This window comes from Paenibacillus sp. Negev47, from assembly GCF_058313655.1.
Genome location: NZ_CM177754.1, coordinates 4,712,847 through 4,739,687 on the forward strand (window position 1 = coordinate 4,712,847; position 26,841 = coordinate 4,739,687).

The window sequence follows — 26,841 nt, forward strand, 5'->3', positions numbered from 1 at the left end:
CATAAGGAACGGAGGAACCATCCATGACAACCCCTGAATATCAGCCTCTGTCCTCTCTGATCTGGAAAAAGGACAAGCTTGAAATGCTTGACCAGCGTCTGCTGCCCGAAACGATCCTCATGTTGAAATTGTATACACCCGAGGAAGTATGGGAATCCATCCACTCCATGAAAGTACGCGGTGCTCCGGCAATTGGTATTGCTGCTGCATTTGGTGTCGTACTGGGTGCGAAGTCATATGATGGAACGACCATTCAAGGCTGGCTGGATCACGTAAAATCCATATGTGCTCATCTGGCTACTTCCCGTCCTACAGCGGTGAACCTGTTCTGGGCTTTGGATCGCATGATGCAAAAAGCAAATGAGGTCGTTGAATCTGGTATGAGTTTGGAAGAGGGCAATGATGCTCTTGAAGTAGAAGCTCTGTTGATTCAGAAGGAAGACGAAGAAGTATGCCGCATGATCGGTGAGAATGCACTGCCTTTGTTCGAAGATGGTATGGGTGTACTCACCCACTGTAATGCAGGCGGACTGGCTACTGCAAAATACGGTACAGCAACCGCTCCGATGTATCTTGCACAGGAACGCGGCATTCATCTGAAAGTATTTGCAGACGAGACTCGTCCCGTACTCCAGGGTGCACGCCTGACGGCATTTGAGTTACAGCAAGCCGGCATCGACGTTACGCTGATCTGTGATAACATGGCAGGCATGGTGATGTCCAAAGGTTGGATTCAAGCGGTTATCGTCGGAACAGACCGTGTTGCAGCGAATGGCGACGTAGCCAACAAAATCGGAACCTACAGTGTGGCGGTGCTTGCCAAAGCTCACAACATTCCGTTCTATGTAGCGAGCCCGTTGTCGACCATCGACTTGTCCACTCCATCCGGAGACCTGATTCCAATTGAGGAACGTGCTGCGGAGGAAGTGACCGAAGGATTTGGTAAACGTACAGCACCTCAAGGTATTAAAGTATTCAATCCAGCATTTGACGTAACCCCTAACGAATATGTAACAGCTATCATTACGGAGAAAGGCGTTGTTCGCGCACCTTTCAAGGAAAACCTGGCTGCCTTGTTCGCGAAGGAAGAAGCTTAACTTAATAAGGATTTAAGAAGAGTTTGTGTATCGAGTTAGTGGCTACGACGTGCCAGACTCTATACTAAGATGCTAGAGTAGAAGGGCTTCCCATAAGGGGAGCCCTTTTGTTAGTCATTAGATCATTTTTAATAAAGCCTCTACACCTGTCATACCAACCGTAATGCCCATGGCCTCGGCTTCTGTTGTCACCGACTCCATAGGTGCATGCAACAATTGCTCCAGTGTACGCACACCAACCGCCCGAGCTGCAATAATTTTGCGATCCCCGAGCTTCTCATTAAGTAATCCTACGTCGAGTGCTCCGCACATGATATATCCTTTGGATGTGTTAATGGTCAGCAACGTTGTTTTGGGCAGCTTGACTTCTACCCCTACCAATACATGTTCTCCAACTACAATGGGCTCCATCGTCACCATAATTTCCCGATCCACCTCCTCTTCCACAGGTCACGATAATTGTATGCCTCATTCTGGATTGTCGTGTGGACACCTGCGGAAAGACGTGAATACCGGGCTGTAATTGTAACTTTTTACCATTGCATCAACTCATTTTCCGCGTCTCTAACACTATGATTATCACCTTTTTAATGATATAGTGTATTGAAGCGTTTTTTTGAGCTGACATACTTTTTAACGGGGCTGGGATGAATGAAAGAAACCTTATCCAATCAAGAGGAAATCGGCTTTTTATTTAATGTCGATATACTTATTAAGAGCCGCTCAAATGCATTGGCACTGCAGTCCCTGTTGGAGTTCATAAACAAAGAGGAACAAATTGCGGACTTTCGGATCCAATCCGGCATAGAGCTAGGCAAAATTATTGAAGCGACACTCCAGTCCAAGAAGGACTCCTTCGTTACACTTCACAACGAACGTAAAAAATCACAAGCCATCGCAGCACAGAAGGCGTCAACTGCAACACAAACACCTGCCTCACCTGCTCCAGCTAAAACAGAGAATCAGCTAGAAAAACCAGTTAATGAGAAGAAACCTGCCCCCCAAACATCCAATGTTACCGATGGAAATTCATTTGATGCGTGGATTGACACGCTCATTAAAGAGAATAAACTCACCCGTATTGTTGTCAATAACAAGAACGGTAAACATCAGAGTATTCCATGCCGCATTTTGAATTTTGATCGGGATACAAGTGTGGTAAGTATCTACCATGTAGATGAAAAACAGGTGTATTCATTCCGAACCAATGAAATCGATGAATTTCTGTAACTATGTGATCGAAATCATCAAAAAAGCAACTTATGTGGGAATTAACATAAAATTCTCACGCAAGTTGCTTTTTTAGTTGATGATTAGAATAACGATATACGTTATTTTTCATATGTCCCGATTCGGAACAGGACGATCCTCTTCCTGAATTAGGAGCGATCCTTACCTCGCTGCCATACGTCCACTGCGAGTAACAGCCAACCGGCAATAAAGGCTACCCCACCAATCGGTGTGATGGCTCCCAGAATCTTGATACCGGAAATACTAAGCACATATAAGCTACCCGAGAACACTATAATTCCAATAAATAAGAGGCGCGCCGCCCACTTCAGTTTCGTAGATGCCCCAAGTTGACCAGCCGTCAAGCCGATAATGAGCAAAGCAAGTGCATGAATCATGTGATACTGCACACCAGTCTCATATGTAGCTATGGCAGCCGGTCCAATCGCATCCTTGAGCATGTGTGCACCAAACGCACCTATTGCCACAGATAGCATGGTTAATACAGCTCCAAGCATCATCCATCTTCGTTGCATGTAAGTTCTCTCCCTTAATTCAACTCTTCACTCCCTTTATTGTAGCGAATCCACTCCTCCTTTACCAGTCGGCTCGGAGCTACGAAGAGTTATATGTCTGTTTATACTTACTAGTCCTATCCCTGCCCTACATATCATAGAAAACTGGCGTAAATCCTTGATTTTTATCGATAATTATGGAAAAGTAGACAGGTATGCCATCGTACTATTTTAAGGAGAATTATTATACGCCGATTAGGTTAATAACATTCAGCACAATGATTAAGGGAGGGATATTACAATTATGGATAATCACAATTCCAACAATTCAGGTTCCAACAACATGGATCAGAATGCTAACCATGCAGATCAATACAATAACAATATCTATGAACCATGCCCGCCGGATTATGAGAGGCAACCATTGGCTCCACTAAAACATTCTGGACCTGGAATCGCCAGCTTTGTTATTGGATTACTTGCGATCTTAGGTTATATTCTGATATTCTTTATTGCCACCATGGCTATAAACGAGTCAATCGGAGTTCTCACCCCGTTGCAGGCAGAAGAACTGGCCTTGCATCCAGCGGTCATTCTGGCTTCATTAGCCATTCTGGTCTGCCTGATTCTCAATCTGGTCGGAAGCATCCTCGGAATTATTGGTCTTGTCCTCAAAAATCGAAAGAAAGTCTTTGCCATTATCGGAACCATATTAAATGGAATCATGATTCTGTTATTCGTTGGACTTATTTTGGTAGGCATGACGCTGATGTAACGGTTTGCATCAGCGTCATGTTTCCTTATAATTAAAATGAATGGGTTTACAACACATAAGTATAATCTATATTTTTCGCCAAAATTATTGTATTTCAAAGGAGATTGACATGTCACGAATCAAAATTTTTGCGGACAGCACAAGTGATCTGGCTCCAGAATGGATCCAGCAGCACGATATCGGCATCATCCCCTTGTATGTGGTGTTCGGTGAAGAATCACTGAAAGACGGTGCTGAGATTAAGCCAGAGCAGCTATATGAGCGTGTCAGTCAAGATGGGCGTCTTCCCAAAACGGCTGCACCTTCACCCGCTGATTTCATGACGGCATTTCAACCTTACATAGACCAAGGGGATGAAATTTTATATATCAGCTTATCCTCTGAACTTTCTTCTACTTACCAAAATGCACGACTCGCGAGTTCCGAGTTCCCGGAAGGTCGCATTTCTGTCATCGACTCACAGAATCTGTCATCAGGGATTGCTCTTATGGTGATGAAAGCTGTCCATGCGGCCGAGAAAGGACAAACCCTGAATCAGATTACACACCTGATTGAGGCGATGAAAGCAAATGTGCGCACGGAGTTTGTCATCGATACACTGGAGTATCTGCACAAAGGCGGACGCTGCTCAGGTATGCAAAACCTGATTGGAAGTCTGTTGAAAATCCGCCCTGTCATCCGGGTTACGGATGGCAAGATGGCACCGGCTTATAAAGTGCGCGGCAAAAGGGAGAAAGCCCTGGAACAAATGCTGCAAAACACGCTCAGCGCAAAGGACCAGATTGATCCAGACCTGCTGATCGTTGTGCATACGATGGCTGAAGAGGATGCGCTCGACTTGCAGAAGTCTTTGCAGGAGCAAACCGGTGCCCGGGTAGAACTGACCACTGCTGGTTGTGTTATATGCAGTCATTGTGGTCCCAAAACGATCGGAATCATCTATAACACCGTTTTATAGTGCGACCAACATACCAATACAACCTAAAAAGGGCATTCCGAGCTTCATTCGCTCAGGATGCCCTTTATATTTAGCTAAACTTTGGAAAGACTTAAGTCTAGCCCATTGGTCATTATGATAATGGATCAATAACTTTTGGTCCGCAGATCATCCAGACTTTTGAATGCGTATCCTTGTTTGCGAGCCTCATCAATGATGGAACCCAAGGCTTCGGTGTTGTCTTTGGATACTGAATGAAGCAAAATGACAGCGCCCGGATGGAGTTGTTTCAACACCTGTTGATGAGCATATTGTGCACCACGTTGCACATTGGTATCCCAGTCTTTGTAGGCAACAGACCAGAACACGTTCACATACCCTTGGGCGTGACTCTCTGCGAGCGTACGATTGTTAAAAATTCCGCGCGGTGGCCGCAAAAAGGTCGCTTGTTGACCCGTCAGCCGATTGACCTCCGACTTAACCTTCTCCAGTTCCTCTCTAAGCTTCTCATTGGAGATGCGAGTCATATCCGGATGACTCCATGAATGATTACCCACAATATGCCCTTCAGCCGCCATACGTTTGACCAACTCAGGTTGATCCTTTAGATAGTGACCTGTCACAAAGAAAGCCGCAGGTACCTTCTTGGCACGCAAAACATCCAGTATCGCAGGCGTGAGTCCATTCTCATACCCGTTATCAAACGTGAGATACAATTCCTTCTGTTTCGTATCCCCCAGGAAAATGGCATCGTTATGTTGTAAGATTGATTTAAAGCCTTCCTGATCAATCGAGGGCAGCTGACCGTTCTGGCTTTTCTTGAAGCCAAAGTGATAAGCTCCGGTAACCGGCGATGCTTCAACTTGTGCCGGAACCACACTGATGGATAATAGCCCCAACAGTATGTATAGAACCATTCGCTTCATTCTATCCGCTCCTGTTCCTGAAAAGATTTGGTTTGTCGTTTGCACACACGAACACCTTCAGGTAATATGCCACAGGAACGGCTAATGTATGTAAATACTCATCGATCGAAACGTTTATTTTCATGTTGTGGCGGAGTTTGATGGAACAATTCCAGCAAGGTCTGGGGTTTTCCACTGGAAGCAAGCCATTCCCTCACCGTCTGTATGGCACGTGTCTGGCCATCTCCCCGATCACGCCATGTCAGCAACTCTATGACTTTGATAATCAAGGCCGACATATTATGATTATCCAGTTCAGACCGCTCTGCTCGCAGCTTGTGATACAAAGCCTCCTGTTCCCAATCAAGTAGAATCTCATCACCGATGGTTGGCTTCATAAGCGTATACGCTCTGTCACACCCCCCACAACGAACAGTACTTACTTGTTCGTGTATAAATTCTGCTCTTATATTCTGCTGGCAATCTGGGCATTTGAACCCAACCTCTATATTTTGAATGTTTTCGCTCATGATATTGTTCCTCCTGCTATGTATGTACTACATCTATACCCGATATTTTGTCGATTCACGCTTATTATGAAGAAAACCACAAGGTGCTATAATCTTGAAAATATGTTAAAATATAATACATATCATACCTATAGGAAGAGGCGGGATACCATGTCGAAGGAAGAGCGCAATATAACCTGGCAATCATCCAGCATTGATAGACAAGACCGGGAGAAACATAATGGGCACCACAGTCGAGCCATATGGTTCACCGGCTTATCCGGTGCAGGCAAATCTTCTCTTGCATTTGCCCTGGAGCAGTATCTCTACGAGCAAGGCGTACGCTGTTATGTTCTGGACGGGGATAATGTACGTCATGGACTGAACCGCGATCTCGGTTTTACTGCTGCGGATCGTCAAGAAAATCTGCGCCGAATTGGGGAAGTATCGAAGTTAATGGTGGATGCAGGTTTGTTTGTACTTTCGGCCTTTATCTCTCCTCATGAACAGGATCGGGAGATGGTTAGACAACTATTCGAACCGGATGATTTCATTGAAATCTATGTGAGCTGTTCGATAGAAGAATGTGAGCGTCGTGATCCCAAAGGACTTTACAAAAAAGCCCGCAATGGTGATATTCCGCATTTCACAGGCATTTCCGCCCCTTATGATGTACCGAAATCTCCTTCATTCATCATCGATACAGAGCAATGGTCCATTGAGGAAGCCGTGCAAGAGATCGTACAGCATTTGGAGCACATCGGTGCTCTTCATTTGCCGCTTCCTGCGAAAACAGCCGTTGTTCAATAAACCTTGCTCAATATACCAACCAATAATAAATGAAAGGCGCGCCCATCGTGGCGCGCCTCTTTACGCTGTATCGTGCCCATACTCGCGCTAGAACGTCTTCTGATCTCAACTCATTTACTGTCCTACAACACCCGCTTGCATGTTCAAAAGCTTGCTGAACGTCCCTACCGGATCAGTAGATAGCTGTTGATATCCGCCCTCTTGAATTACGCGACCTTCATCCAGCACAATCACACGATCTGCCGTTCGGATCGTAGACAATCGGTGTGCAATCACGATAATCGTCACATGTCCTTTCAATCGTTCCAGCGCCTCATGGATGTACTGTTCATTCTCACTGTCCAGCGCACTTGTCGCTTCGTCCAGTACCAATACCGAAGGATTACGCAGCATAGCCCGGGCAAGCACCAATCGCTGACGTTCCCCCCCGGATAGCCGAATACCCCGATCACCTATGATCGTATCCAGACCCTGAGGTAACTTCCGTACAAAAGCTGCAGAGGATGAAAACTGCAAAGCCTGCCACATCTGTTCTTCACTTGCATTCGGATCAACCAGACGCAGATTCTCACGAATGCTCGTATGAAACAGAAATGGATCCTGGGAGACATATCCGATCGAACTTCGCCAATTCAGTAATCGTTCCTCTGACAGAGGTACACCGTCAATCAAAATGCGACCACTCTCAGGTCTGACAAGGCCCATAACCAGATCAATCAACGTGCTCTTGCCTGCTCCGGATTTGCCCACAATTGCGGTCATGCCCCTTGCCGGAATAGAAGCTTGCACATTCATCAACGAGTACGTATCACTTCCCTCATAACGATAACAGACATCCTGACACGTAATGGATTCCTTCAGTTCCATCGGTTGAATCCCATCAAATCCAGCATCTCCTGCTGAAGCAATCTCTTCGCTGATCTCACGACTTTTCGCCGTCTGCGCTTGCAGTTCTCTTACCACCCGAAATGCAGGCAACATCGAGCTGATGTATTCCAGATTGGACTGAATTGCCGTAAACCTTGGCCATAAGCGGGAAAAGATAAGGATGATGAGCAGCAAACTTGCGGGAGGTACTGTCATTACACGAAGAGACAGATAGATGAATGCAGCAATAATAACAGCTGCTGACAGCCGATGAATAAGCTGTGTTCCACTGTTCAATTGGCTAAATTGAATGACGTTGCGTTCAATCTGTCTGCACATACGCTCAAACCAGTTCATGTGTGAGCGTTCGAGCATATTGCTCTTAATATCCTTGATTCCGTTGAAATGCTCCGTAATGCCATTATAATAACTTTGGGAAAATTGAGAGGTCTGATCCCCAATCTGCTTGGCCCGCTTGACGAATTTTCGTAAGACAAAAAATAATAACAATCCACAGACCAGCACAAGTGCCGTCAACTTGGCGGATAACCAGAAAGCGAGACCGATCTGAATTCCCGTAAAGATCAGAGAGGCTGCCATTTGCAGCATAATGCTCGTTCCCTGGCTCACACGTGCAAGTTCAGTGGTTAATATATGGTTAAAATCGGATTTTCGTTTTTGGAGAAAAAATGACCATTGCGCCATAATAATGGCACCATAGGTTTCCATGCGCAGCGTTCGCACAAATTGCTGCTGGATTCGAGTATTACGGATCGTCTGGAGACGCTGCATCCAGGCCTGTCCGGAGACAATCAACACAAAGGTGAACAGTACGAGTAACAATTGGCTATTCTCAGAAAAACGATTCAACACTTCTCCAATCCAGGGAATGTTCAAGCCTGTGGAGCCCATCTCAAATATGCCGATCAGACTCAGCATCGGAACAAGCATGTAGATGCCGATCCCTTCCATGAGACTGATACAGATCATCCCCAGCAGATTCCAATATAAAATAGGCCCCGTGACATGATGCAACTTTCGCATGAAGTACTTTAATTCGGAGATCATACTTTACCCCTTTCCGTCATCGTATACCTTTTAATGCGCCGCCAGAACCAGAGAAACGGACGTAACGGAAAGTACAGAAAAAACAATGAACGTGGAAGCGGCAATTGATCCACATCCCATGTACTTGGATACAAACGTTCAATGAAAAAGAACCATTTCTGTTTCGTACTTCGCAGTTTAAACAGATACGATTGATAATTTTTCATGTCAGCTGGACTTTCGAGCATGTCATTCATGAATTTTGCGCCTTCGCTGGCTAATCGCTTGCCTGTACGGTCACTCAAGGACATCAAAGACCTATACGCTGCATCCAGCGGCGTGTTCAGTAGCTCCGAGGCCAGATAAAGAGCCTGTGAACCGATTGACAAACGTCCCTCCGCTTTCAGACGTCTTTCTACTTTCTTCACATCGAGTGGCATGCTGCGGATCATCTGGTCGATATCCAGTAACCAGCGCAGTCTGAACCAGCCGTGTCGTGCGCCATGGGTTACGAGATAAGCCCACAGGTCTTCTTGTTCGAGCATACGGACAGGTGTCTGTGTGTATGAACTGAACCGGCTGCGTTTCCACAGCAATTCAAAATCGGTTTCTTTCCCCGAATCCGGGTTGAGCCGCCAATGAATCTCGACTTGAGTCCGTTTGACCGGATGGGTGTAACAGATGTGGTGTTCACGCCACTTCCAGCTGCCAACCGTAGGTGTTCGCTCTCCTTCCTTGCACACATAACCAAGGGTTGCGAGAATGCTTTCGGCCGCTTCCACATCAGCCAATGGAATCAGGATATCCAGATCTTTGGAGGTACGCATGGATACATCACCATAGAGATCATGAGCCAGCGCTGGTCCCTTCAGGGTAATATTGCGGATACCACATTCTCGGAATGCTCCGCACACCTGCTCCATCTCTGCTGTCAGATGCAACATACGGAACGTATTGGCCGTGTATTGTTGTCTCAGACTCTCGAGAACATCTGCCGGAATGATTGAAGAGTTCATTTCTTTCATTTTCAAGTAGAGGATAGAGTACAAGCGGTGATGATACACAAGCCGTAGAAAAAGCTGCCAATCCGTTCCCTGCAAACGCGCCTGGACTTCTTCAGGGGATAGAGACGTCAGATCACCTCTAATCATGCTTAAGATCAGCTTAAGTTCCTTTGGAAATCCTGATGAATAGAGTTCAATTTCATGTGTCATAGACAATCTCCCCAGATCCCTTCTCCGGACAACGTTTGCCAAACACGCCGACAACCGTATATTGGTCCATAGTATCAGCTCCGGTCACGATCAATTTTCCACTTCGCAGCCAGGCATGAGCCATCATATGTCCTTGCTTGTTCCGTGCAGTTCCCATATATAACGTGCTCCCTATCTTCCGTCGCTCAAGCATCTTCATCCCGGCGATCGCCATCACAAGGCAGCGGCTTTCCCATAGCGTATATTTGCTGGCGATCATAATCGCCTTGGAAATATTCCGTATAGCGATCACCTCGCTGCGATCCAACCCAGTCATCGGTGTTTCAACCATAGGCGTCCCCAGCCCTGGTGCAATTTTGGCGAATGGCATAGCCTTCTGTATGCGTGCCCAGCCAAGGAGGATATAGGCCTCCCATACCAGTCGACGTATCGCGCGCGGGAGCGAGAAATAAGCCTTTATTTTTCGCAGCATGTTCTATACTCCGCGAGTAACGTCGATTAATCCTTCACGGGACAGATGTTCAAGAAATTGCACCACCTGCTCACGACATACATCTGGCTCAATCTCATACTCCGCAGCCAGCACCTCAACCAGTTCACCCAGCGTCCGCTCCTCTGCGATCAGATCCCAGATTCGCCCACCGGTACTCCCGAGATTATAATATTTTCCAGTGTTAATGCTCATCATGACTTTCTCACTGCCCATATCACTAACCAGATTGCCTTCTTTCCGGGTTACCCGGTCCTCCACATTCATCGGCGTAGTCGCTGTCATTGTACTGAATGCACTCCTTTGCGTATATGATCTGTGATTCGATCCACCATCTCAAATGCTGTAAATTCAGCACCCGTTCTGGTCAATCTGCCAATTTCCACACTTGCCGAGAGTCTGGAGGCGGTCTCGAACAGCCACTGTGCCAGCCCCTGTCTTGCAACCAGTCCACCACGGAACGTATGAGAGCACAATACATGCAATCGTTCCAGCCCCGTCACTTCAACCAGTTGAACGGACGTATGGTCTTCTTCCGGTTGTGGAGCAAGTTCGAATACCCCCGCTAGTGGCACAGCCATCTCGTGAAAATAATGCTGAACGGGTATCGCATACTTCGTAATCTCCGCGTGAACCGTTGCATAATCCTGTTCCTTCATGCCGAAGCCATCCAGACTGGGTTGCCATAACTTCTGTTGCGGGTAACCAGGTGAGACGATAGCTCTTCCTCCGGCATCCCAGGTCAGTGCGACAACATCATCGGTGAGAAGGGGATATCCACGTGATGCCAGTGCAGCCGACAACGTCGATTTACCTGCCCCCGAATGTCCGACAAATGCGTAAGCCCAGCCATCAATAACAACTGCACTACCATGCAATGGAAGAATGCCACGCTGCATCATAATGACCGCCATACAGGTGCCCAGGATGAATAATCTGACCTTCTTCTCATCCGCTCCTGGCTGAGGGGATACAACGATACGCTTTCCTTGCTCCATTAGAAACAGGCCTGCATCTTCGATTTTGAAAAAAAGGCTGCCTTCCCGTGCCACAAAGTTGTCATTGCCAACATCCCAGCTCTTCCACAGTGGGTTCAGATCTGAAGACTCAATGTGTACATCTACGGCATCAGCATTGTGCTCTGCACCCTCGGGTACGCACTGCAGTTCAGGCATTGGAATTTGGCTCGACCAGCGCAAGCCATACGCTACATAATGCACAGGCAACAATCAACGACGCCTCCTTCATAATAAAATGTAAAAAAAAGCCCTTATATTCATGTTGCTCAATATAAGGGCGGAGGCGAAAAGCTGGATTGGTTCCATTTCCGCCCTTTAAGTATGATGACACGTTTTAAAACTAAACAACTTAGGAAGTTGGATCGTACAGATCCGCATCGTGAACTGTGATCCAGTCAATTTGTCTGTAGCCAGTACCGGCCATCGTTTGATTGACTTCCAACACTTCAAGAGCTGGTGCTTGCCATTCCTTTTTTTCCATTTGCATCGTATTCACCTCCCTTCATGTACTCTCATTCAGAATTTTCGAATGAACCGATAGACGATCAGACTATGCATCATCAATCGCAGATCTGGATGAGAAGCAAGTTCAGGTCTTGGACTGGGAAAATTGGCCAGGGCAGACTTGATACGCTCCGTGTTTAATATGCCAGCGACCTTACTATCAGAACACAAGGCACGCAACTCGGCCGTAAAGGCATCCCAATTCGGAATGATGCGATGCAGCCAATCCGCCGGCTGTACACCCCGTACCCGCTGATTCAGTCTGACCTTGTCAGGCAACTCCGGTGAAGTTGCCCGGCGAATCAATGAACGATCCGTCCCATGTTTCACATATTGTTCAATCGGAACGGACAGACAGAACCGGATGACTCTGGCATCACTTGTCGGATCACGTTCCCAAGCCCGGTAACGGAGAGAACATTTCGTAGCTACAGCACCGTTTTTGTTCGCAATGGCCAGGTTATTGAATTTCTCGGCACGTACTTTGAGTGCATCAGCCTGGGCACCACCCTGCAGAACAATAATGGATTTGAGTCGTTCCAGTACACCTGTTCTTTGAGCAAAATCAGGATGGATCAACTGCACGGATGCAGCCTGGCTGGCTCCTTTGGACTGAGCCTTGAAAAATTCCGGATATGCCTTTCGACCTGTGATCTTGGCAATACGGGAGAAGGGCATCCCGGTCCGCTCACTATACTGCTGCATCTCACGGAACCAGCGGTACCAACGGCCACCTTTCAGTAAGCTTGCGTAATAATCCAGAGCCGGCCCCCAGGAGATGGTGAAGTTACCGCGTGCTCCTGTGAGCAGAATACCTGCATCCTGCTGGCTCGCTTTTTCATAGAATCCGCGGATCCAGAACGAATTTTCAAAGTATTTATAGGGCATTTCCATAATATCGAGCCAGGTGTCTACTTCACTGAGAGGACTTCTGCCTTCAAAATCCAGATAGTTCTCTGTGATATTCCCGACGTGATTAATGGTCGAACGTATGAATGGTCTCTCGTCAGCAAGCAACGTTTTCGACGTGTAATCCGTGAAATCTGGCACGGGAACATAGCTATACGCATGCAGCCGTTTGCCCTGACTTCTCAGTGTACCGGAAGCAAAACCAACCACGGCTCCCGAGTCCAGCCCGCCACTTAATGCAGCAGCCACCTGCCTGTGAGTTCGTAGTCGTGATCCGACCGCCTGCCCAAAGACCTCTCGAAATGCTTCTACATACTCACCATCGGATTTAAGCCTTAGAGGCTCCACTTCATCCCAGCGATGATACTGCTTCAGTTCCAGCCTGCCGTCCCGGAAGACAAGTGTGTGTGCAGAAGGCAGCTGGCTTATTCCCTGATATACGGTCGAGTTGATATCTGCTGAATCATGCATGTCAGGAATGGCAAGGAACTCAGACAACCAGGTCTCATCAAGTTCTTTATGTACCCCTTCAAGCCCAAGCAACGGATTCATGAGTGTGCAGAAAGCAAAGCGTGAGCCATCATGTCGATAATAAAAAGCTCTCATGCCTGTAATGTCTCTCGCTGCATACAATTTACGATTACGATCATCCCAGATGGCAAATACAAAATCCCCCAGCAATCGGACAGCCACATCGTCTCCCCAGCGTTGATAGGCACGCAGGATCAGTTCACTATCCGCCAACATCGCCAGTTCAGCCCTGGATATCTGTAATTGATCCGCCAGTTGTTCCCGATTATCCAGAATGGCATCTGCCGTGATGGTCAGACCACTCTCTTCATCGTATAAAGGTAACTTCTCGCTAACCGATTCCGGTGTAATCCATTGAGCATGACAGCTAAGGAACGCCTCATTGCCTTTCCATACCCCTGTCGTATCTGCAGGGACATGCCCCAGGCTTGCGTACAAGCGCCAGCTATCTTCCCATAGCGCCTGCTGACCATCGTTGTGAACAATTCCTGCTATGGCGCTCATGACTTACCTCCCCGAAGTATCTTGCGCTGTGAAGCCCAGGCGCTGATCTGATGACCGAATGGTACCCATGATTTAATGCGTTGTATTTTACCTTGAGCAGAAGCCAGCTGGACTTTCAAGCGCTCTCGTTCACTGTATCCCCGTTCCAGACGATGATCTGCCGCCCGTAATGCGGCCTGCAGCTGCCTGATCGTTGCCAGTGCAGCCAGTGTGGGATCTATCTTTTCCGGTTCTTCGAGAACTGAATCATTCCGATTTTCATGGGAATCATGGACGAGAGAATCAGCTGGCTGCATCCGATAGTGCTGCTGCCAGTCACAACCGGTCGCTGTCGTCAACTGATGCGTAATTCGCTCGATGACCTCTTGATCCGGACTTGCTTCATAACGAACACCCGTCCATTGTTCAGCTTCTGCCAACTGGTCACTGTACCCCATCCGATGGAACAGATCCGCTCCCATCACACGGCAATACAGTTCAACTTCTTGGGGTTCCAATATGTTTTTCCAGTTGTTAACAGAACCTTGATGAGCCTCTTGATGTGAAGAGAGGAATGGATCGCCCACGCCCATACTGTAGAACATGTCAGATTTTGCACTGTCCAGAAACTGTCCATACTGCTCCATACCCTGTTCATATCGAATCCCCAAGAATGAGCATAGTTTCTCAAGTTCTTCTTGAGGTTTGGCGACCAATTGTTCATATTGCAATTCATATGCATTCGCATGCGGTTCGGCAAAATATTCATTCAAGCGGAGCATACCCAGTGTGAGATCTACGGATTTCATATTTAATTTGGAGCTCTGCAGACTATGGGTCAGGTCGAATCTTTCACCTGTATGGCGGTTTACCTTTTTGAATGATGCTGCTATGGCCAGAGGATTACGCTGGAGATGAATGCGCTTGGACTGTGGGAACAGACGATCCAGCCATTCAAGCATGTAATAATAACGCGGAGATTTATCAACGATGAAGTCTGCTCCGCTCCCTTCCAGGAATCCATTGTAGATCTCAAGAGCAAAGCTTCTGCACGCCTTTTCGAAGACATCCTCGGATACCATGGCATTGTAGAACTGACGCATGATGGAGCTGCCACCATAAGCGCGTGAATCCGTTTTTGGCAGATCGACAAGACTCATCAGAAACCACATTTCCTGGGTGGCGAATATACGACTGTGATTTTGCAGCATGACTGTGGATAATGAACTACCACTGCGGGGAACACATAGTAAGAAAACAAGTCCGTTACCTTGAGCGTCGATCAATGGCAGCCTCTCCTCTGTTCAATAAAATAAGCATGCAGCCGGGATAGACCAGACTCTACTTTTGTGTTTGGTAAAACGATTACTACGCATACTATTAGGTCAGCATTTTGCAACATTACGTCGGAACCTTACCCGAGAGTGATGCAAAATACATGTATTCTTTCGACAACTCTCAGATACATTATGTATTCATAGTTTTACTCTATGATACAAAATGTATCATGTCAATCTTTTATTTTCACCTTTTCATAAATTCTTACTCTTTCACTGTATTCTGCTGTCTGTCGTTTAAGCACTTATTCATGATCAATTATGTTCTCATTGCACAAACGCGAATAAGCTCCAGACATGTTCTGTGAGGAACACTGCCTGAAGCCATGCGTAATCCGTTGAGAAACTTAATATGAAAACCGTTGAACAATCATCAGGTGAACCTTACATTTGAACTTTTCCCAGGAGCTCCGAAGCTCCCATTTCGCCCTTCCTCCTGATCTGCCAGTGTAGCATCCTGCATTCCCTTCTGTACCTTCACGCTTAACAATACAGCAATGCCCGCGACGAAAAAGAAGATAAGCGACAGAATGCCCCAACGCGTGGAACCTGTGATCTGTCCGACATAACCAAACACAAATGGACCGAAGATCGAAGAGAATTTGCCTGTAATATTCACAAAACCAAAATACTCTCCTGTTCTGCCTGCCGGCATCAGATTGCTGAACAGGGAACGAGCTGTGGATTGACTCACACCTTGCACGACTCCAACCAACCCGGCGAGCACATAGAAGTGCATCGCTTGTGTCATGAAATAACCCAGAATCACGATACATATGTATATCGATAGGCTAACGATTAATACCTGCTTTGCTCCCCAGCGCTGTGCCCATGCTCCCAGTAACAATGTGCATGGGAAACCGATGAACTGGGTTAACAGTAGTGCGAACATCAAGTCGGCTGTGCCTATGCCTATACTTGTCCCATAGATGGTAGCCATCAGAATGATGGTATTAATGCCGTCATTAAAAAACCAGAAAGCCACCAGCATGCGGATTAACTGGGGAAAACGCCGCATCTGACGAAAGGTTTGCCGCAGTCTGCGAACTCCCACCGCAGCATACCCTTTCCACGATCCGGGCATATCCGGTGAAGCAGGCCTTCTCGGAGCATGGCGAAAGATCGGTATCGAAAACAGTAACCACCACAATGATACGGAGATGAACGCAAGCCTTGTACCTGCCAGTGTACTCTCCATTCCGAACCAGCCTGGTTGCTGAATCATCAGCATGTTCAAGGCAAGCAGCAAGCCTCCTCCAATGTAACCATAGGCATAACCTTTGGAGGATATCATGTCCCTTCGTTCCACAGGTACCAGATCCGGCAGCATTGCATCGTAAAAGGTGTTGCCACCCGCAAAACCAATGGTGGAAATGACCAGCAACGCCGAAGCAAGTAACCAGTCCCCTTCTCCGATCGCACTGAACCCTAATGTGGCAAGGACGCCTATAATGGCAAATACACGCAGGAAGTCGCCCTTCCGTCCTGACAAATCAGCCAACGTGCCAAGCAGCGGTGTTAGCAGAGCTACGCACAACATGCCAATGGAATGTGTGTAGGCCAGATAGGAGGCGGCTGTATCCGTATCCAGCGTTGCTGCAGCCACCGAAGCATAGAATACGGGCAGTACCGCTGCCAACACAGTTGTCGCATAAGCCGAATTGGCCCAATCATACATAATCCAGGCCTTGATTGCCTTTTTATTCACATAAATCCTTCCTTTTCATCTCTATTAAATGATTGATGTCTTTCTCCTATTGTAAAGGAAGGATATCACACTTGTTCACTGTTTCTGTAAAAAATGGAGCAGGTTCTGTTCTGAAGACTCACCTGACCTCCAGGGTGAACTTGCGGAATTGTATCATTTTATATCCGCTCTCATCACATATCGTCCTCACCCGTGAATATACTTAATTACCGACAGGCCAAACTGTGCCGCGTAATCAATGGGGGGTGCCTACATGTCAAATTCACACCAGCCTTACTCGTTCGTCGTGTCGAAGGAAGATTGGTCGCTTCACCGCAAAGGGTACCAGGACCAGCAACGCCATCAGCAAAAGGTGAAAGATGTCATCAAGCAGAATCTGCCTGATCTGATCACGGAAGAAAACATCATCATGTCTGATGGAAAACAAATCATCAAGGTACCAATCCGCAGTCTGGATGAGTACCGTTTTGTGTATAACTACCAGAAGCAAAAGCATGTCGGTCAAGGAGACGGTGACAGTCAGGTCGGAGACGTCATCGGTCGTGATCCCGCTGCTTCGCAGAAACCCGGCAAAGGCGAAAAAGCTGGTGATCAGCCTGGTCATGATATTGTGGAAGCCGAAGTGAGTATTGAGGAACTGGAAGATATGCTCTTCGCTGAGTTGGAATTACCCGATCTGAAGCAGAAGGACAAAGACCTGATTGAGACACATACGGTAGTATTCAACGATATTCGTAAAAAAGGCATGCAGTCCAATATTGACAAGAAACGTACCATTCTGGAGAATCTGCGCCGCAATGCTACGACCGGTACGCCAGGCATCCATCACATCAGTCCGGATGACTTGCGCTACAAAACATGGGAAGACAAAATCATTCCACAATCCAATGCCGTTATTATTGCCATGATGGATACATCCGGGTCCATGGGTTCATTTGAGAAATACTGCGCGCGCAGCTTCTTCTTCTGGATGACCCGTTTTCTACGCCGTCAGTATGAGAAAGTCGAGATTGTTTTCCTCGCCCATCATACAGAAGCTAAGGAAGTGACCGAAGAAGAATTCTTTACCCGCGGCGAGAGCGGAGGTACCATCTGCTCCTCTGTATATATGAAGGCACTGGATATTATTGACAGTCGATACCCGCCTTCCAGCTACAATATCTACCCATTCCACTTCTCTGACGGAGATAATCTGACCTCGGATAACGAACGGTGTGTGAAGCTGATCGGTGAGTTAATGAAACGCAGCAACATGTTCGGATATGGCGAGGTGAACCAGTACAACCGCAGCAGCACACTGATGTCGGCTTACCGTCATATCAAGATGGATCAGTTCATGTATTATGTGATCAAAGAAAAAGGCGAAGTGTACAAAGCTTTGCGCAGCTTTTTCCAGAAACGGGAAGGAGGCAGCGTTAGATGACAGATGAGATCCGCGACCTCGAATACGCCATTGCCGAGATTATGGAGATTGCCGATGGATTCGGTCTGGATTATTACCCCATGCGGTACGAAATCTGCCCATCGGATATTATTTATACCTTTGGAGCCTACGGCATGCCAACCAGATTCAGTCACTGGAGCTTTGGCAAAACATTTCATAAGATGAAAATGCAATACGATTTTGGACTCAGCAAAATTTATGAGCTTGTCATCAACTCCAACCCTTGTTACGCCTTCCTGCTGGATGGCAATTCCCTGATTCAGAATAAATTGATCGTAGCCCACGTGCTGGCGCACTGCGATTTTTTCAAAAATAATGCCCGCTTCTCCAAATCCAACCGTAATATGGTCGAAAGCATGGCCGCTACGGCGGATCGGATTAGCAATTATGAGATGGAGTATGGTACCGAAGCGGTTGAAGCCTTTATCGATGCCGTGATCGCGATTCAGGAACATGTGGACCCACAGCTGATTAAACCCCGCCATTTGGACAAACAACGCTATATGGAGATGAAAATGCGGGAGCAGCGCGGTGAGAAAGCACCCAAGCCGGAAGGCCGCTATGATGATTTATGGTCACTTGATGATGTAAAGATCGAAGAAACACCGGCCGAAGGCATACAGGTCCATCACTTCCCCCCTGAACCAGAGAAGGATGTCATGTGGTTTATTCAGGAATTCTCGGAAGTGTTGACTGACTGGCAGCGAGATATCATGAGTATGATGCGTGAAGAGATGTTGTATTTCTGGCCACAGATGGAAACGAAAATCATGAACGAAGGCTGGGCTTCTTACTGGCATCAACGCATTATCCGTGAGCTCGATCTGAACAGTGAGGATACGATTGAATTCGCGAAGCTCAACTCCTCCGTGGTGCAGCCATCCAAGCAAAGTCTGAATCCGTACTATTTGGGTCTGAAGATTTTCGAGGATATTGAACGGCGCTGGGATAACCCAACCCGGGAAGAACAGGATCGTTGGGGCCGTAAACCGGGCCAAGGTCGTGCCAAAATGTTCGAGGTACGTGAGTTCGATTCCGATACCTCCTTTATCCGCAATTACATGACCAAACAATTAACCGAGGATCTTGACCTCTACGTGTTTGAGAAAAAAGGCCCCGACTGGAAAATTACCGACAAGTCCTGGGAAAACATACGGGATCAGCTCGTATTTTCACGTGTCAACGGGGGTTCCCCTTATCTGGTCGTGCAAGATGCCGACTATCTGCGGACCGGGGAACTCGTACTGAAGCATCAATATGAAGGCATCGAATTGGACCTGAAATATATGGAACGCACCATGCCTTATCTGTATCGCCTCTGGGGGCGTACGGTACATGTGGAGACACGTGTTGAGGATAAACCGATCTGGTTTACGTATGATGGCAAGAAGCACCACCGCAAGTTTATGTGAGGTTCAAACAGGCCCTTTCCCTTTTGAAAAAGAGAACCTTCGTATCACGCATGAAGGATGGCGACATATCATAATAAAACACAAAAAGCGGCAAGTTCCTGATATACACGGGGACTTGCCGCTTGGCACATACTTCACTCTGATTATACCGTTGGTGTTCCATTGCCCTGCAACCGTAGCGGTACAAAAAAGTCATGTTCGACTTCACTTGCCGGCAGCGGACGACTGAAATAATATCCCTGAATCTCACGGCAGTCATTCTGCATCAGAATATCCAGTTGACCTTTCGTCTCAATACCTTCGGCAATGACTTCCATCTGGAGATTCTGAGCCATCGATATAATGGTCGCTACAATCGCCTGATCGCTGTGGCTCTCTGTAATGTCCGTCACGAATGAACGATCAATCTTGAGCTTGTGAATCGGGAAATTCTTCAGATAACTCAGTGAACTGTATCCTGTACCGAAATCATCCAGGCTGATTTTGACACCCAGTGCCGTGAGTTCTTTCAGGATTGCTGTGGAGACTGTTGCATCCATCATCATGCTCTCTGTAATCTCCAGCTCCAGATAACGGGCTTCTAGCCCTGTCTCATGGAGTGCATTCTTCACCTGTTCCACCAAGTTGGATTGAAGGAACTGCTGGCTGGACAAGTTAACCGATACCGGAATGAGCGGTCCGCCACTGGCATGCCAGTACTTCATCTGCCTGCACGCTTCCCGTAGTGTCCAGTTACCAATCTCATAGATCATGCCCGTCTCTTCTGCAAGCGGGATGAACACATTGGGTGCGAGCAGACCTTTGAGTGGATGATTCCAACGAATAAGTGCCTCCACCCCAATCATGCGGCTATCCTGGGTACGAATCTGCGGTTGATAATACAGGACCATCTCATCGCGCTCCAACGCTTTACGCAGATAACCTTCCAGTTCAATGCGTTCATAGAGTTCCGAATCCAGTTGGGCGGTGTAGAATTGGAAACCATTCTTGCCGTTCTTCTTCACTTCGTACATGGCGGAATCCGCATGTTTCAACAAAGAATCTGCTCCTGCTCCATGGTGTGGATACATCGCAATCCCGATGCTGGCTGTCACGTAAAAGTCATTTTCCTTCAATCGGTAAGGTAGCTGTATGGCTTCTACAATCTGTTTCGCAAGTTCGGCCACCCGAATCTCAGTCGCTTGATCATGGGTTACCACCAATGTGAATTCGTCCCCACCCATACGGGCCAACATGACATTTTCCATGGCTTTTGAATCCGTAGCTTCGATCACTGCCATAATTCGGTTGCTGACTTCTTTTAGAAATACATCCCCAATGGAATGTCCCAGTGAATCATTAATCATTTTGAACCGGTCTATATCCATCACCATAACGGCAAAAGAATTCCCTGTTTCCTCCGAAGCTTGGATCGTGTAAGCCAGCACTTCATCCAACTTGCGCCGATTGGGCAGCCCCGTCAGCGGATCATGCAGGGCTTGGTGACGAATGCTCTCCTGAGCCAGCTTCTCTTCTGTTATATCTTTGATCAAAATATGGCTTCCCACATGTTTACCGTCAATGACAACAGGAACCACGACGATATTAAGGTCCAGAAGTTCACCCTGTACGTCCCTCATCTTGGCCATATAATGCGCCTGCTCCAGCCCATAATCATCCCAATCGATGGAATCAAATTCACTTATCCACTCGATATCGATCCGCTGAGCGATATCATCAATGGAACGATCCATGACCTCTTTTTCAGGGTATCCGGTGATCGTCGTTACAGCAGCATTAATGCCTTTGACAATGCCTTCCTTGTCCACTGAAATTATGGCATCGGAATGGTTATGATACAGGGCCTGATACCACTGCTCATTCTCATGAATCCGTTGATCCTTCTGAGACATTCGTTGATTGATAAATATGCCGAACAACGTCAAGCCCAATGCAATAAATGTACCTGATGCAATCAAATAGGCGAGAATGTCTGGCTCAATCTGCATGCCTGAACTTGCCATCGAGCCATGTGAATGATGGAACTGTGCGGCTGACATCCCGGTATAATGCATTCCTGAGATTCCGATGCCCATAATGAGACCGCTGCCCATCTTGTAAACCCAGGTATGTCTGGATTGACGATAACGGAAGAAAAACATAAGCCACAATGCCGCGAATGAAGCAACTGCTGCAATCAGAATGGACAATACCACTCTGCCTGGTTCATACGTAACTGGAGTCGACATGGCTGCCATGCCCACATAATGCATCGAGCTGATCCCTGCAGTCATGAGTACTCCAGCAATGATGAGCTTGCTAATCTTGCCGGATTGTCTGCCCGCAATGTTCAAGGCCACCCCGGATGCGACAATAGCGAGTAGAACAGATAAAACAACCTTCCCCGTGGAATAGGAGACCTGCGTAGGCAAAACAAATGCCAGCATACCCACGAAGTGCATGGACCAGATTCCCAGACCCATGGAGACTGCACCGCAGGTAAGCCATACATTCCGCGCTACCCCGCTAGCCTGACTTACACGGCCTGCAAGGTCAAGCGCTGCATAAGAAGCTAACGATGCAATAATATAGGATAAAATAACAAGTTCTAAGTTGTACGTACCATGTAGGTGCTCCACTCACTCTGTCCTTTCAACCGGGAAATGCCTCATATGTATGCAAAAATGTAAAAAAGAAGCGAGTGCGCTGTCTGGATGACAGGCACTCCCTCCGCATCATTTGACTTGTGAACACGGACTTAGTTCAAGCCAGTGTCATACATCGGAACCCGTTAATATCAATGTATATAGTCTAAACGTCCTAGCCTTGGAAATCAACACTTTTTTCCAGAAACACGGATGTTTAATACCTGACATTTGCACATCCAAATACAGATCGAATATCTATTTGCGAGTCAGTAACAGACTGCCAAAACCGGAAGTGTCTTGATAAGAATTACCTGATGAATCACTCCAGATGGAGACACTGCTTCGCTTGCCGTCTCCGGCTCCATCATCATTAACCTGGAGATCAAATCCAATCCATCTTTTCCCTTCAGCCAGAACACTCTCCAGTGGTATTGCCACTTCAACTGTATATCCTCCACTTGTTAATCGGGTGGCTGATTTGAAGCTTTCTTTCTGTGCATTTCCTCCAAAAGAAGTCTCATTATCAAAGTTAACCCGGTACTGGGCGTCATCCTCCTGGTAGTATGTTGTCTGGTCTTTACTTGGGTCGATAAAAATCTCGATTGAATCCTGCTCATGTGCATTGGAACTTGACTTGCTTCGCAAAGGATCTTTGACGTCTGCCAGCACATATACATACTGTTCATCCCATAGCAGCTGTGCGGTTGCCGTTGCACCGGAATTTCCAAGCACCCATACATCTGTGGAGATCGATGTTCCCTTTTTCCAGACTTGATCCTTCTGACCGTCTACAACCGGCGTGCCATAAGTGACCTTCGCATGCTTCAGGGCAGAACCCAGCTTCAGTTTCCCCCGATTGGCAGGTTTATTGGGCTGCTGATTGGAAATATCGTTCCATACGATCGTGGCTGTCTTTCCAGCTGCATATTCGTCCATAATTCGAAAATCCAGAGACAGTACCTGCCCCTCTGTTAATAAAGCGGCTGACAAAGGCAGGGAGGCGTATACGATATATCCCGTTTTGGTCTCCTGTACGCTGTATGCAATCTTATCTTTGCCTTTGCTTCCCTTCCGCTTGAACGTATACTGACCATTCGTGGAAGGCGGATTTTTTTTCTTGGCTGATGAAATCTCTCCAGAAGGTGCAGCGGCTGTGCCCTGTGTTTCTTCCGTAAGGAAAACCTGAACCTGATCACCTTTGCGACGTGTCGTATCCTTAACTTCCACTCGCATATTCACCTTTTTGGCATCCCAGAGAACTCTCGCCTCACCGGTAACCCCGGATGTACCATCTGCCAGATCATTAATATTAAGTCCTCTTACAGCACCCCACAGCATATCTTCCTGCCCTTTGCGATCTGGGAGAGAAGGGCTAGCCTTAGGCGCTGTCCATTCATTTCGATAGATCGGAAGAGTGGCAGGATCCACCAATGCCCAATAGGCCGGTTTTGCTTTCAATTTACGATCGAACAGCAACGGTGCGTCTTTACGTCCTTTGACCGGATGATTGTCAAGCCATGTCCCATCATCGGCAAGTCCCCATACGGTGACACTGTCCATTACGCCGCGTTTTCCCAAATCTTCAAACAGGTCGAACAGTTCACGATAACGATAAGCCTGTTGCAGCATCAATTCATCTGTGACAGGCATCTCCAGTTCGGAATTACTGGAATAGATCGAAACGTCCAGCTCTGTAACCTGTACATTCACACCAAGAGCGATCACTTTCTCAAAAGCCTCACGAATGAGCTTTACATCCGGTCCGTACATAGACACATGCATCTGGAACCCAACCGCATCAATGGGTGTCCCTTTCGCCAGCAGTTTCTCTACAAGCTTCACCATATCGTTCAGCTTGCTTGCACTGCCCTCCAGTCCATAGTCATTAATCACCAATACCGCATCAGGGTCAGCCTCGCGTGCATATCGGAAAGCCAGCTCAATGTAATCACTGTCATCTCCGTCGCCATCCACATCCCCTATAATGTCTCTCCACTTGGAACCACTAGCCTGATTGCGCAAGCCGCCTCCATCCGAGATGACTTCATTGACGACATCCCATGTATGAACCTTTCCTTTGTACCGGGTCACGATGGTCTGAATATGTGTTTTCATCCGTGCAAGTAACTGTTCCCGCGTGGCAGGTTTCGAAGCATCGTTCGGATCGGTAAAGAACCACTCCGGCACCTGGCTATGCCATAACAACGTATGACCTCTGACCTCCATGCCATTTGCCTCGGCAAAGTTCACCAGACGATCCGCTTCTGACCAGACAAATTGTCCTTCCTGAGGCTGCATCGCATCCATTTTCATAAAGTTTCCAGCTGTAATGCTATTAAAATGTTTCGTCAACAACTGGGAATGCGGATCTTCCGAATCCAGTGCAGACTGGTCGATTGCCGCTCCCATTGCATAATGTTGTCCGACGATATCCACTAGATCCGGAATGTTCGGCTCTATTTCAATTTTTTCAGCTTCCGTAATCAGAACATCATCCACGTAAAACGTGATCGTATCGGACGGCGTCACTTCCGCTGACGTCTTCCATGGTGTCTCTGCGTATATCCGGAATCCCGTGATGCCGCTATTTTCTCCAGGAATCACCACATCGGCCTCGATTTTTTTCCATAGCCCTTTGTTCAGGGTAGCAGAAGCAAACGTAGCATATTCTCGACTTGAGGCGTCGTTATTGTACTCTTTCTCCAGTGACCCGTTAATGACCTGACTGTCAGGTCCTTCATCGTACATGGCCCAAAACGAAATATGAACCGTACTGCCCTTCTGTACATGGTTTATGACCTCAATTAAGGGCCCATGGAACGTTTCGGTACGGGATGAGGTTCTCAGGCTGTGCATACTGTCGTGGCCCACTTCCGTCACGATATCGAGTTTCTCATTCGCACGTGGACGCCATTGCCCCAACACGCCATCTTCAAAATTAGCCTCAAACAGTACTTCATCATTGCCTGTCTTCACGTCCGCAGCCGCTTGAGCATGTGCCCCTCCTGTTCCCATACTTGGGAACAGACTGAAGATCAATACCGCCGACAAGCACAAGCTCCACCATTTTCTCAAATGCATCCAATCTCCTCCTTGGTTGGTGTTTGTGAAGAGTAACTTTTGCTCTGTCATGTGCCAGCCCTGTACAAGATCGTTGTACAGGATTAGATAGACATTAATGAACAGAGAAATTGTAAGCACTTTCATTATACGATTGCCAGCAGACTTTGTTTACCCGTTAAACTATAGAACTTGCTCTAAATATGTTTAATCCTATTTAGGGAAGTATAGAACGACAAAAAGCACAGCTTGTTAGCTGTGCTCCGTGTTAACGTCATTACATAGTTACACTTTTAAAGGTGCTGTCGTCTGGCGGATCACCAGATTGGAAGGTTCCGTAACGACGGGAGGAGAATAAGCCGGATTCTCGATCATGGCAATCAGATATTCGATAGACTTGATGCCAATGGAATAGATATTCTGATTCACCGTGGTCAACCCAGGTTTGAATACCTCAGCATAATACGTGTTGTCGAATCCGACAACCGAGATATCTTCTGGCACACTCAGTCCATGCTTTTCAATTTCATGAATTGCACCAAAGGCAGACATGTCTGAAGCACAGACAATTCCTGTGGGTTGATCCTGAAGTGCCAGCAATCGCCGGGCAGCCTTGCTTCCCCCATCGAATGAATAATCGCAAACTTCCAGATATACCGTAGAATACGGAATGCCGCATTCTCGCAGTCCTTCCCGATATCCTTCCAGTCGCAGATTGGCTACGGCAGGTCCTAGTGTCCCTGAGATATAGGCAATCTTGCGATGCCCAAGCTCATGCAGATGTTTGACACTCATCGAGATCCCGTTTGCGTTATCCGTAGTAATGTAACCGGCACGCTTGCCCAACATGTCCGTATCAACAAACATCGTTGGAATCTCTGCATCCACCAGTTCCTGAATACTCGCATTTTCTCTGCCTTCCCCGAATACCACAACGCCATCTACATTACGACTACGGCAATGTTTGATGAACGAATAAGCCGGATCATCGAATCGAGTCGACAAGCGGACAAGATCATACCCACTGTTCTCCAGCGCAGTCTTGATCCCCTCCAGCAATTCTGATACAAAAGGGTTCGTAAACGGAACCGTTAACAGTACGCCTACCGTCCATGAACGGCGTTTTACAAGTCCACGTGCGACCACATTGGGTTGATATTTCAATAATTCGATGGCTATATTGACTTTTTTGCGCGTTTTTTCACTTACATCGGGATAATCGTTTATCACTTTGGAAACGGTTGCAACAGATACTCCCGCTTCCTTGGCCACATCATGGATAGAAGCCATCTGATCACCTCAACCTCTTTCAAATCCCCTGTCTCCGGCTGCATTTTCTATAACATCGGCAGGTTTGTCTACCCATTATAGCTTAAAACAGCCTGAAACGGTATGGAAGCTTCCTAATGGA

The 26,841-nt window shown here is 47.2% G+C and carries 23 protein-coding genes; 7 read left to right on the plus strand and 16 right to left on the minus strand.

All coding sequences use genetic code 11. The features are described from left to right. Positions 1 to 23 precede the first annotated feature (23 nt). The gene (gene mtnA / locus AC4G47_RS21125; protein ID WP_458126125.1) at positions 24 to 1,097 is read left to right on the plus strand and encodes an S-methyl-5-thioribose-1-phosphate isomerase; all 1,074 of its coding nucleotides are present in this window, start codon (positions 24 to 26) and stop codon (positions 1,095 to 1,097) included. 117 nt (positions 1,098 to 1,214) lie between these two features. Here the strand turns inward: mtnA and AC4G47_RS21130 are convergent, their stop codons facing one another. Beyond that, complete coding sequence (locus AC4G47_RS21130) at positions 1,215 to 1,517, minus strand: YunC family protein (RefSeq protein WP_017689545.1); 303 nt, start codon at positions 1,515 to 1,517, stop codon at positions 1,215 to 1,217. Positions 1,518 to 1,748: 231 nt separating this feature from the next. On the opposite strand from AC4G47_RS21130, the gene AC4G47_RS21135 reads away from it, so the two are divergent. Next, on the plus strand, positions 1,749 to 2,327 hold the full coding sequence (locus tag AC4G47_RS21135) for a hypothetical protein (protein ID WP_491102513.1): 579 nt from the start codon (positions 1,749 to 1,751) through the stop codon (positions 2,325 to 2,327). Positions 2,328 to 2,476: 149 nt separating this feature from the next. On the opposite strand, the gene AC4G47_RS21140 is transcribed toward AC4G47_RS21135, so the two are convergent. Further along, positions 2,477 to 2,863: a DUF423 domain-containing protein gene (locus AC4G47_RS21140; RefSeq protein WP_458126121.1), complete on the minus strand. Its 387-nt coding sequence runs from the start codon at positions 2,861 to 2,863 to the stop codon at positions 2,477 to 2,479. A gap of 283 nt (positions 2,864 to 3,146) precedes the next feature. On the opposite strand from AC4G47_RS21140, the gene AC4G47_RS21145 reads away from it, so the two are divergent. Beyond that, positions 3,147 to 3,617 (plus strand): hypothetical protein, encoded by a 471-nt coding sequence (locus tag AC4G47_RS21145; RefSeq protein ID WP_491102515.1) that lies wholly within the window; start codon positions 3,147 to 3,149, stop codon positions 3,615 to 3,617. Between the two features lie 109 nt (positions 3,618 to 3,726). Next, positions 3,727 to 4,575: a DegV family protein gene (locus AC4G47_RS21150; RefSeq protein ID WP_458126119.1), complete on the plus strand. Its 849-nt coding sequence runs from the start codon at positions 3,727 to 3,729 to the stop codon at positions 4,573 to 4,575. 125 nt (positions 4,576 to 4,700) lie between these two features. Here the strand turns inward: AC4G47_RS21150 and pdaA are convergent, their stop codons facing one another. Beyond that, positions 4,701 to 5,480: a delta-lactam-biosynthetic de-N-acetylase gene (pdaA, locus tag AC4G47_RS21155; protein ID WP_145319668.1), complete on the minus strand. Its 780-nt coding sequence runs from the start codon at positions 5,478 to 5,480 to the stop codon at positions 4,701 to 4,703. A 98-nt stretch (positions 5,481 to 5,578) separates the two neighbouring features. Continuing rightward, a complete protein-coding gene (locus AC4G47_RS21160) occupies positions 5,579 to 5,989 on the minus strand; it encodes a hypothetical protein (RefSeq protein ID WP_491102517.1) in 411 nt (136 codons plus the stop codon). 150 nt (positions 5,990 to 6,139) lie between these two features. Here AC4G47_RS21160 and cysC point away from each other — a divergent pair, with 150 nt between their 5' ends. Beyond that, a complete protein-coding gene (gene cysC / locus AC4G47_RS21165) occupies positions 6,140 to 6,778 on the plus strand; it encodes an adenylyl-sulfate kinase (RefSeq protein ID WP_491102519.1) in 639 nt (212 codons plus the stop codon). A gap of 114 nt (positions 6,779 to 6,892) precedes the next feature. Here cysC and AC4G47_RS21170 read toward each other — a convergent pair whose 3' ends face one another. The 9 genes from AC4G47_RS21170 to AC4G47_RS21210 all read right to left on the minus strand — a co-directional run bounded on the left by AC4G47_RS21170 (position 6,893) and on the right by AC4G47_RS21210 (position 16,887). After that, positions 6,893 to 8,710: an ABC transporter ATP-binding protein gene (locus AC4G47_RS21170; protein WP_491106757.1), complete on the minus strand. Its 1,818-nt coding sequence runs from the start codon at positions 8,708 to 8,710 to the stop codon at positions 6,893 to 6,895. After that, positions 8,710 to 9,906 (minus strand): nucleotidyltransferase domain-containing protein, encoded by a 1,197-nt coding sequence (locus tag AC4G47_RS21175; RefSeq protein ID WP_491102521.1) that lies wholly within the window; start codon positions 9,904 to 9,906, stop codon positions 8,710 to 8,712. The genes AC4G47_RS21170 and AC4G47_RS21175 overlap by 1 nt, the downstream gene beginning before the upstream one ends. Then, on the minus strand, positions 9,896 to 10,378 hold the full coding sequence (locus AC4G47_RS21180; protein WP_145319683.1) for a lasso peptide biosynthesis B2 protein: 483 nt from the start codon (positions 10,376 to 10,378) through the stop codon (positions 9,896 to 9,898). Before AC4G47_RS21180 ends, AC4G47_RS21175 begins: the two co-directional genes overlap by 11 nt. A 3-nt stretch (positions 10,379 to 10,381) precedes the next feature. Further along, complete coding sequence (locus AC4G47_RS21185) at positions 10,382 to 10,681, minus strand: lasso peptide biosynthesis PqqD family chaperone (RefSeq protein ID WP_458126113.1); 300 nt, start codon at positions 10,679 to 10,681, stop codon at positions 10,382 to 10,384. Continuing rightward, entirely contained in the window at positions 10,678 to 11,625 is a 948-nt protein-coding gene (locus tag AC4G47_RS21190) for an aldolase (protein ID WP_491102523.1), read from the minus strand. Before AC4G47_RS21190 ends, AC4G47_RS21185 begins: the two co-directional genes overlap by 4 nt. Positions 11,626 to 11,764: 139 nt before the next feature. Then, the gene (locus AC4G47_RS21195; protein ID WP_174806426.1) at positions 11,765 to 11,902 is read right to left on the minus strand and encodes a paeninodin family lasso peptide; all 138 of its coding nucleotides are present in this window, start codon (positions 11,900 to 11,902) and stop codon (positions 11,765 to 11,767) included. A 29-nt stretch (positions 11,903 to 11,931) separates the two neighbouring features. After that, positions 11,932 to 13,863 carry an asparagine synthase-related protein gene (locus AC4G47_RS21200; RefSeq protein WP_336760752.1) on the minus strand — a complete coding sequence of 644 codons (1,932 nt, stop codon included), beginning with the start codon at positions 13,861 to 13,863 and terminating at the stop codon, positions 11,932 to 11,934. Then, positions 13,860 to 15,128 (minus strand): sulfotransferase family protein, encoded by a 1,269-nt coding sequence (locus AC4G47_RS21205; RefSeq protein WP_491102526.1) that lies wholly within the window; start codon positions 15,126 to 15,128, stop codon positions 13,860 to 13,862. The genes AC4G47_RS21200 and AC4G47_RS21205 overlap by 4 nt, the downstream gene beginning before the upstream one ends. Positions 15,129 to 15,552: 424 nt before the next feature. Next, complete coding sequence (locus tag AC4G47_RS21210) at positions 15,553 to 16,887, minus strand: MFS transporter (RefSeq protein WP_491102528.1); 1,335 nt, start codon at positions 16,885 to 16,887, stop codon at positions 15,553 to 15,555. Positions 16,888 to 17,140: 253 nt separating this feature from the next. Here AC4G47_RS21210 and yhbH point away from each other — a divergent pair, with 253 nt between their 5' ends. Beyond that, on the plus strand, positions 17,141 to 18,310 hold the full coding sequence (gene yhbH, locus AC4G47_RS21215; RefSeq protein WP_074094335.1) for a sporulation protein YhbH: 1,170 nt from the start codon (positions 17,141 to 17,143) through the stop codon (positions 18,308 to 18,310). Continuing rightward, positions 18,307 to 19,743, plus strand: coding sequence for a SpoVR family protein (locus tag AC4G47_RS21220; protein WP_458126107.1), 1,437 nt, complete (start codon positions 18,307 to 18,309; stop codon positions 19,741 to 19,743). The genes yhbH and AC4G47_RS21220 overlap by 4 nt, the downstream gene beginning before the upstream one ends. A 143-nt stretch (positions 19,744 to 19,886) precedes the next feature. Here AC4G47_RS21220 and AC4G47_RS21225 read toward each other — a convergent pair whose 3' ends face one another. The 3 genes from AC4G47_RS21225 to AC4G47_RS21235 all read right to left on the minus strand — a co-directional run bounded on the left by AC4G47_RS21225 (position 19,887) and on the right by AC4G47_RS21235 (position 26,720). Next, positions 19,887 to 22,361 carry an EAL domain-containing protein gene (locus AC4G47_RS21225; RefSeq protein ID WP_491102530.1) on the minus strand — a complete coding sequence of 825 codons (2,475 nt, stop codon included), beginning with the start codon at positions 22,359 to 22,361 and terminating at the stop codon, positions 19,887 to 19,889. Between the two features lie 264 nt (positions 22,362 to 22,625). Further along, positions 22,626 to 25,451, minus strand: coding sequence for an endo-1,4-beta-xylanase (locus tag AC4G47_RS21230; RefSeq protein WP_491102532.1), 2,826 nt, complete (start codon positions 25,449 to 25,451; stop codon positions 22,626 to 22,628). 264 nt (positions 25,452 to 25,715) lie between these two features. Then, on the minus strand, positions 25,716 to 26,720 hold the full coding sequence (locus AC4G47_RS21235; RefSeq protein ID WP_145319714.1) for a LacI family DNA-binding transcriptional regulator: 1,005 nt from the start codon (positions 26,718 to 26,720) through the stop codon (positions 25,716 to 25,718). Positions 26,721 to 26,841 lie beyond the last annotated feature (121 nt).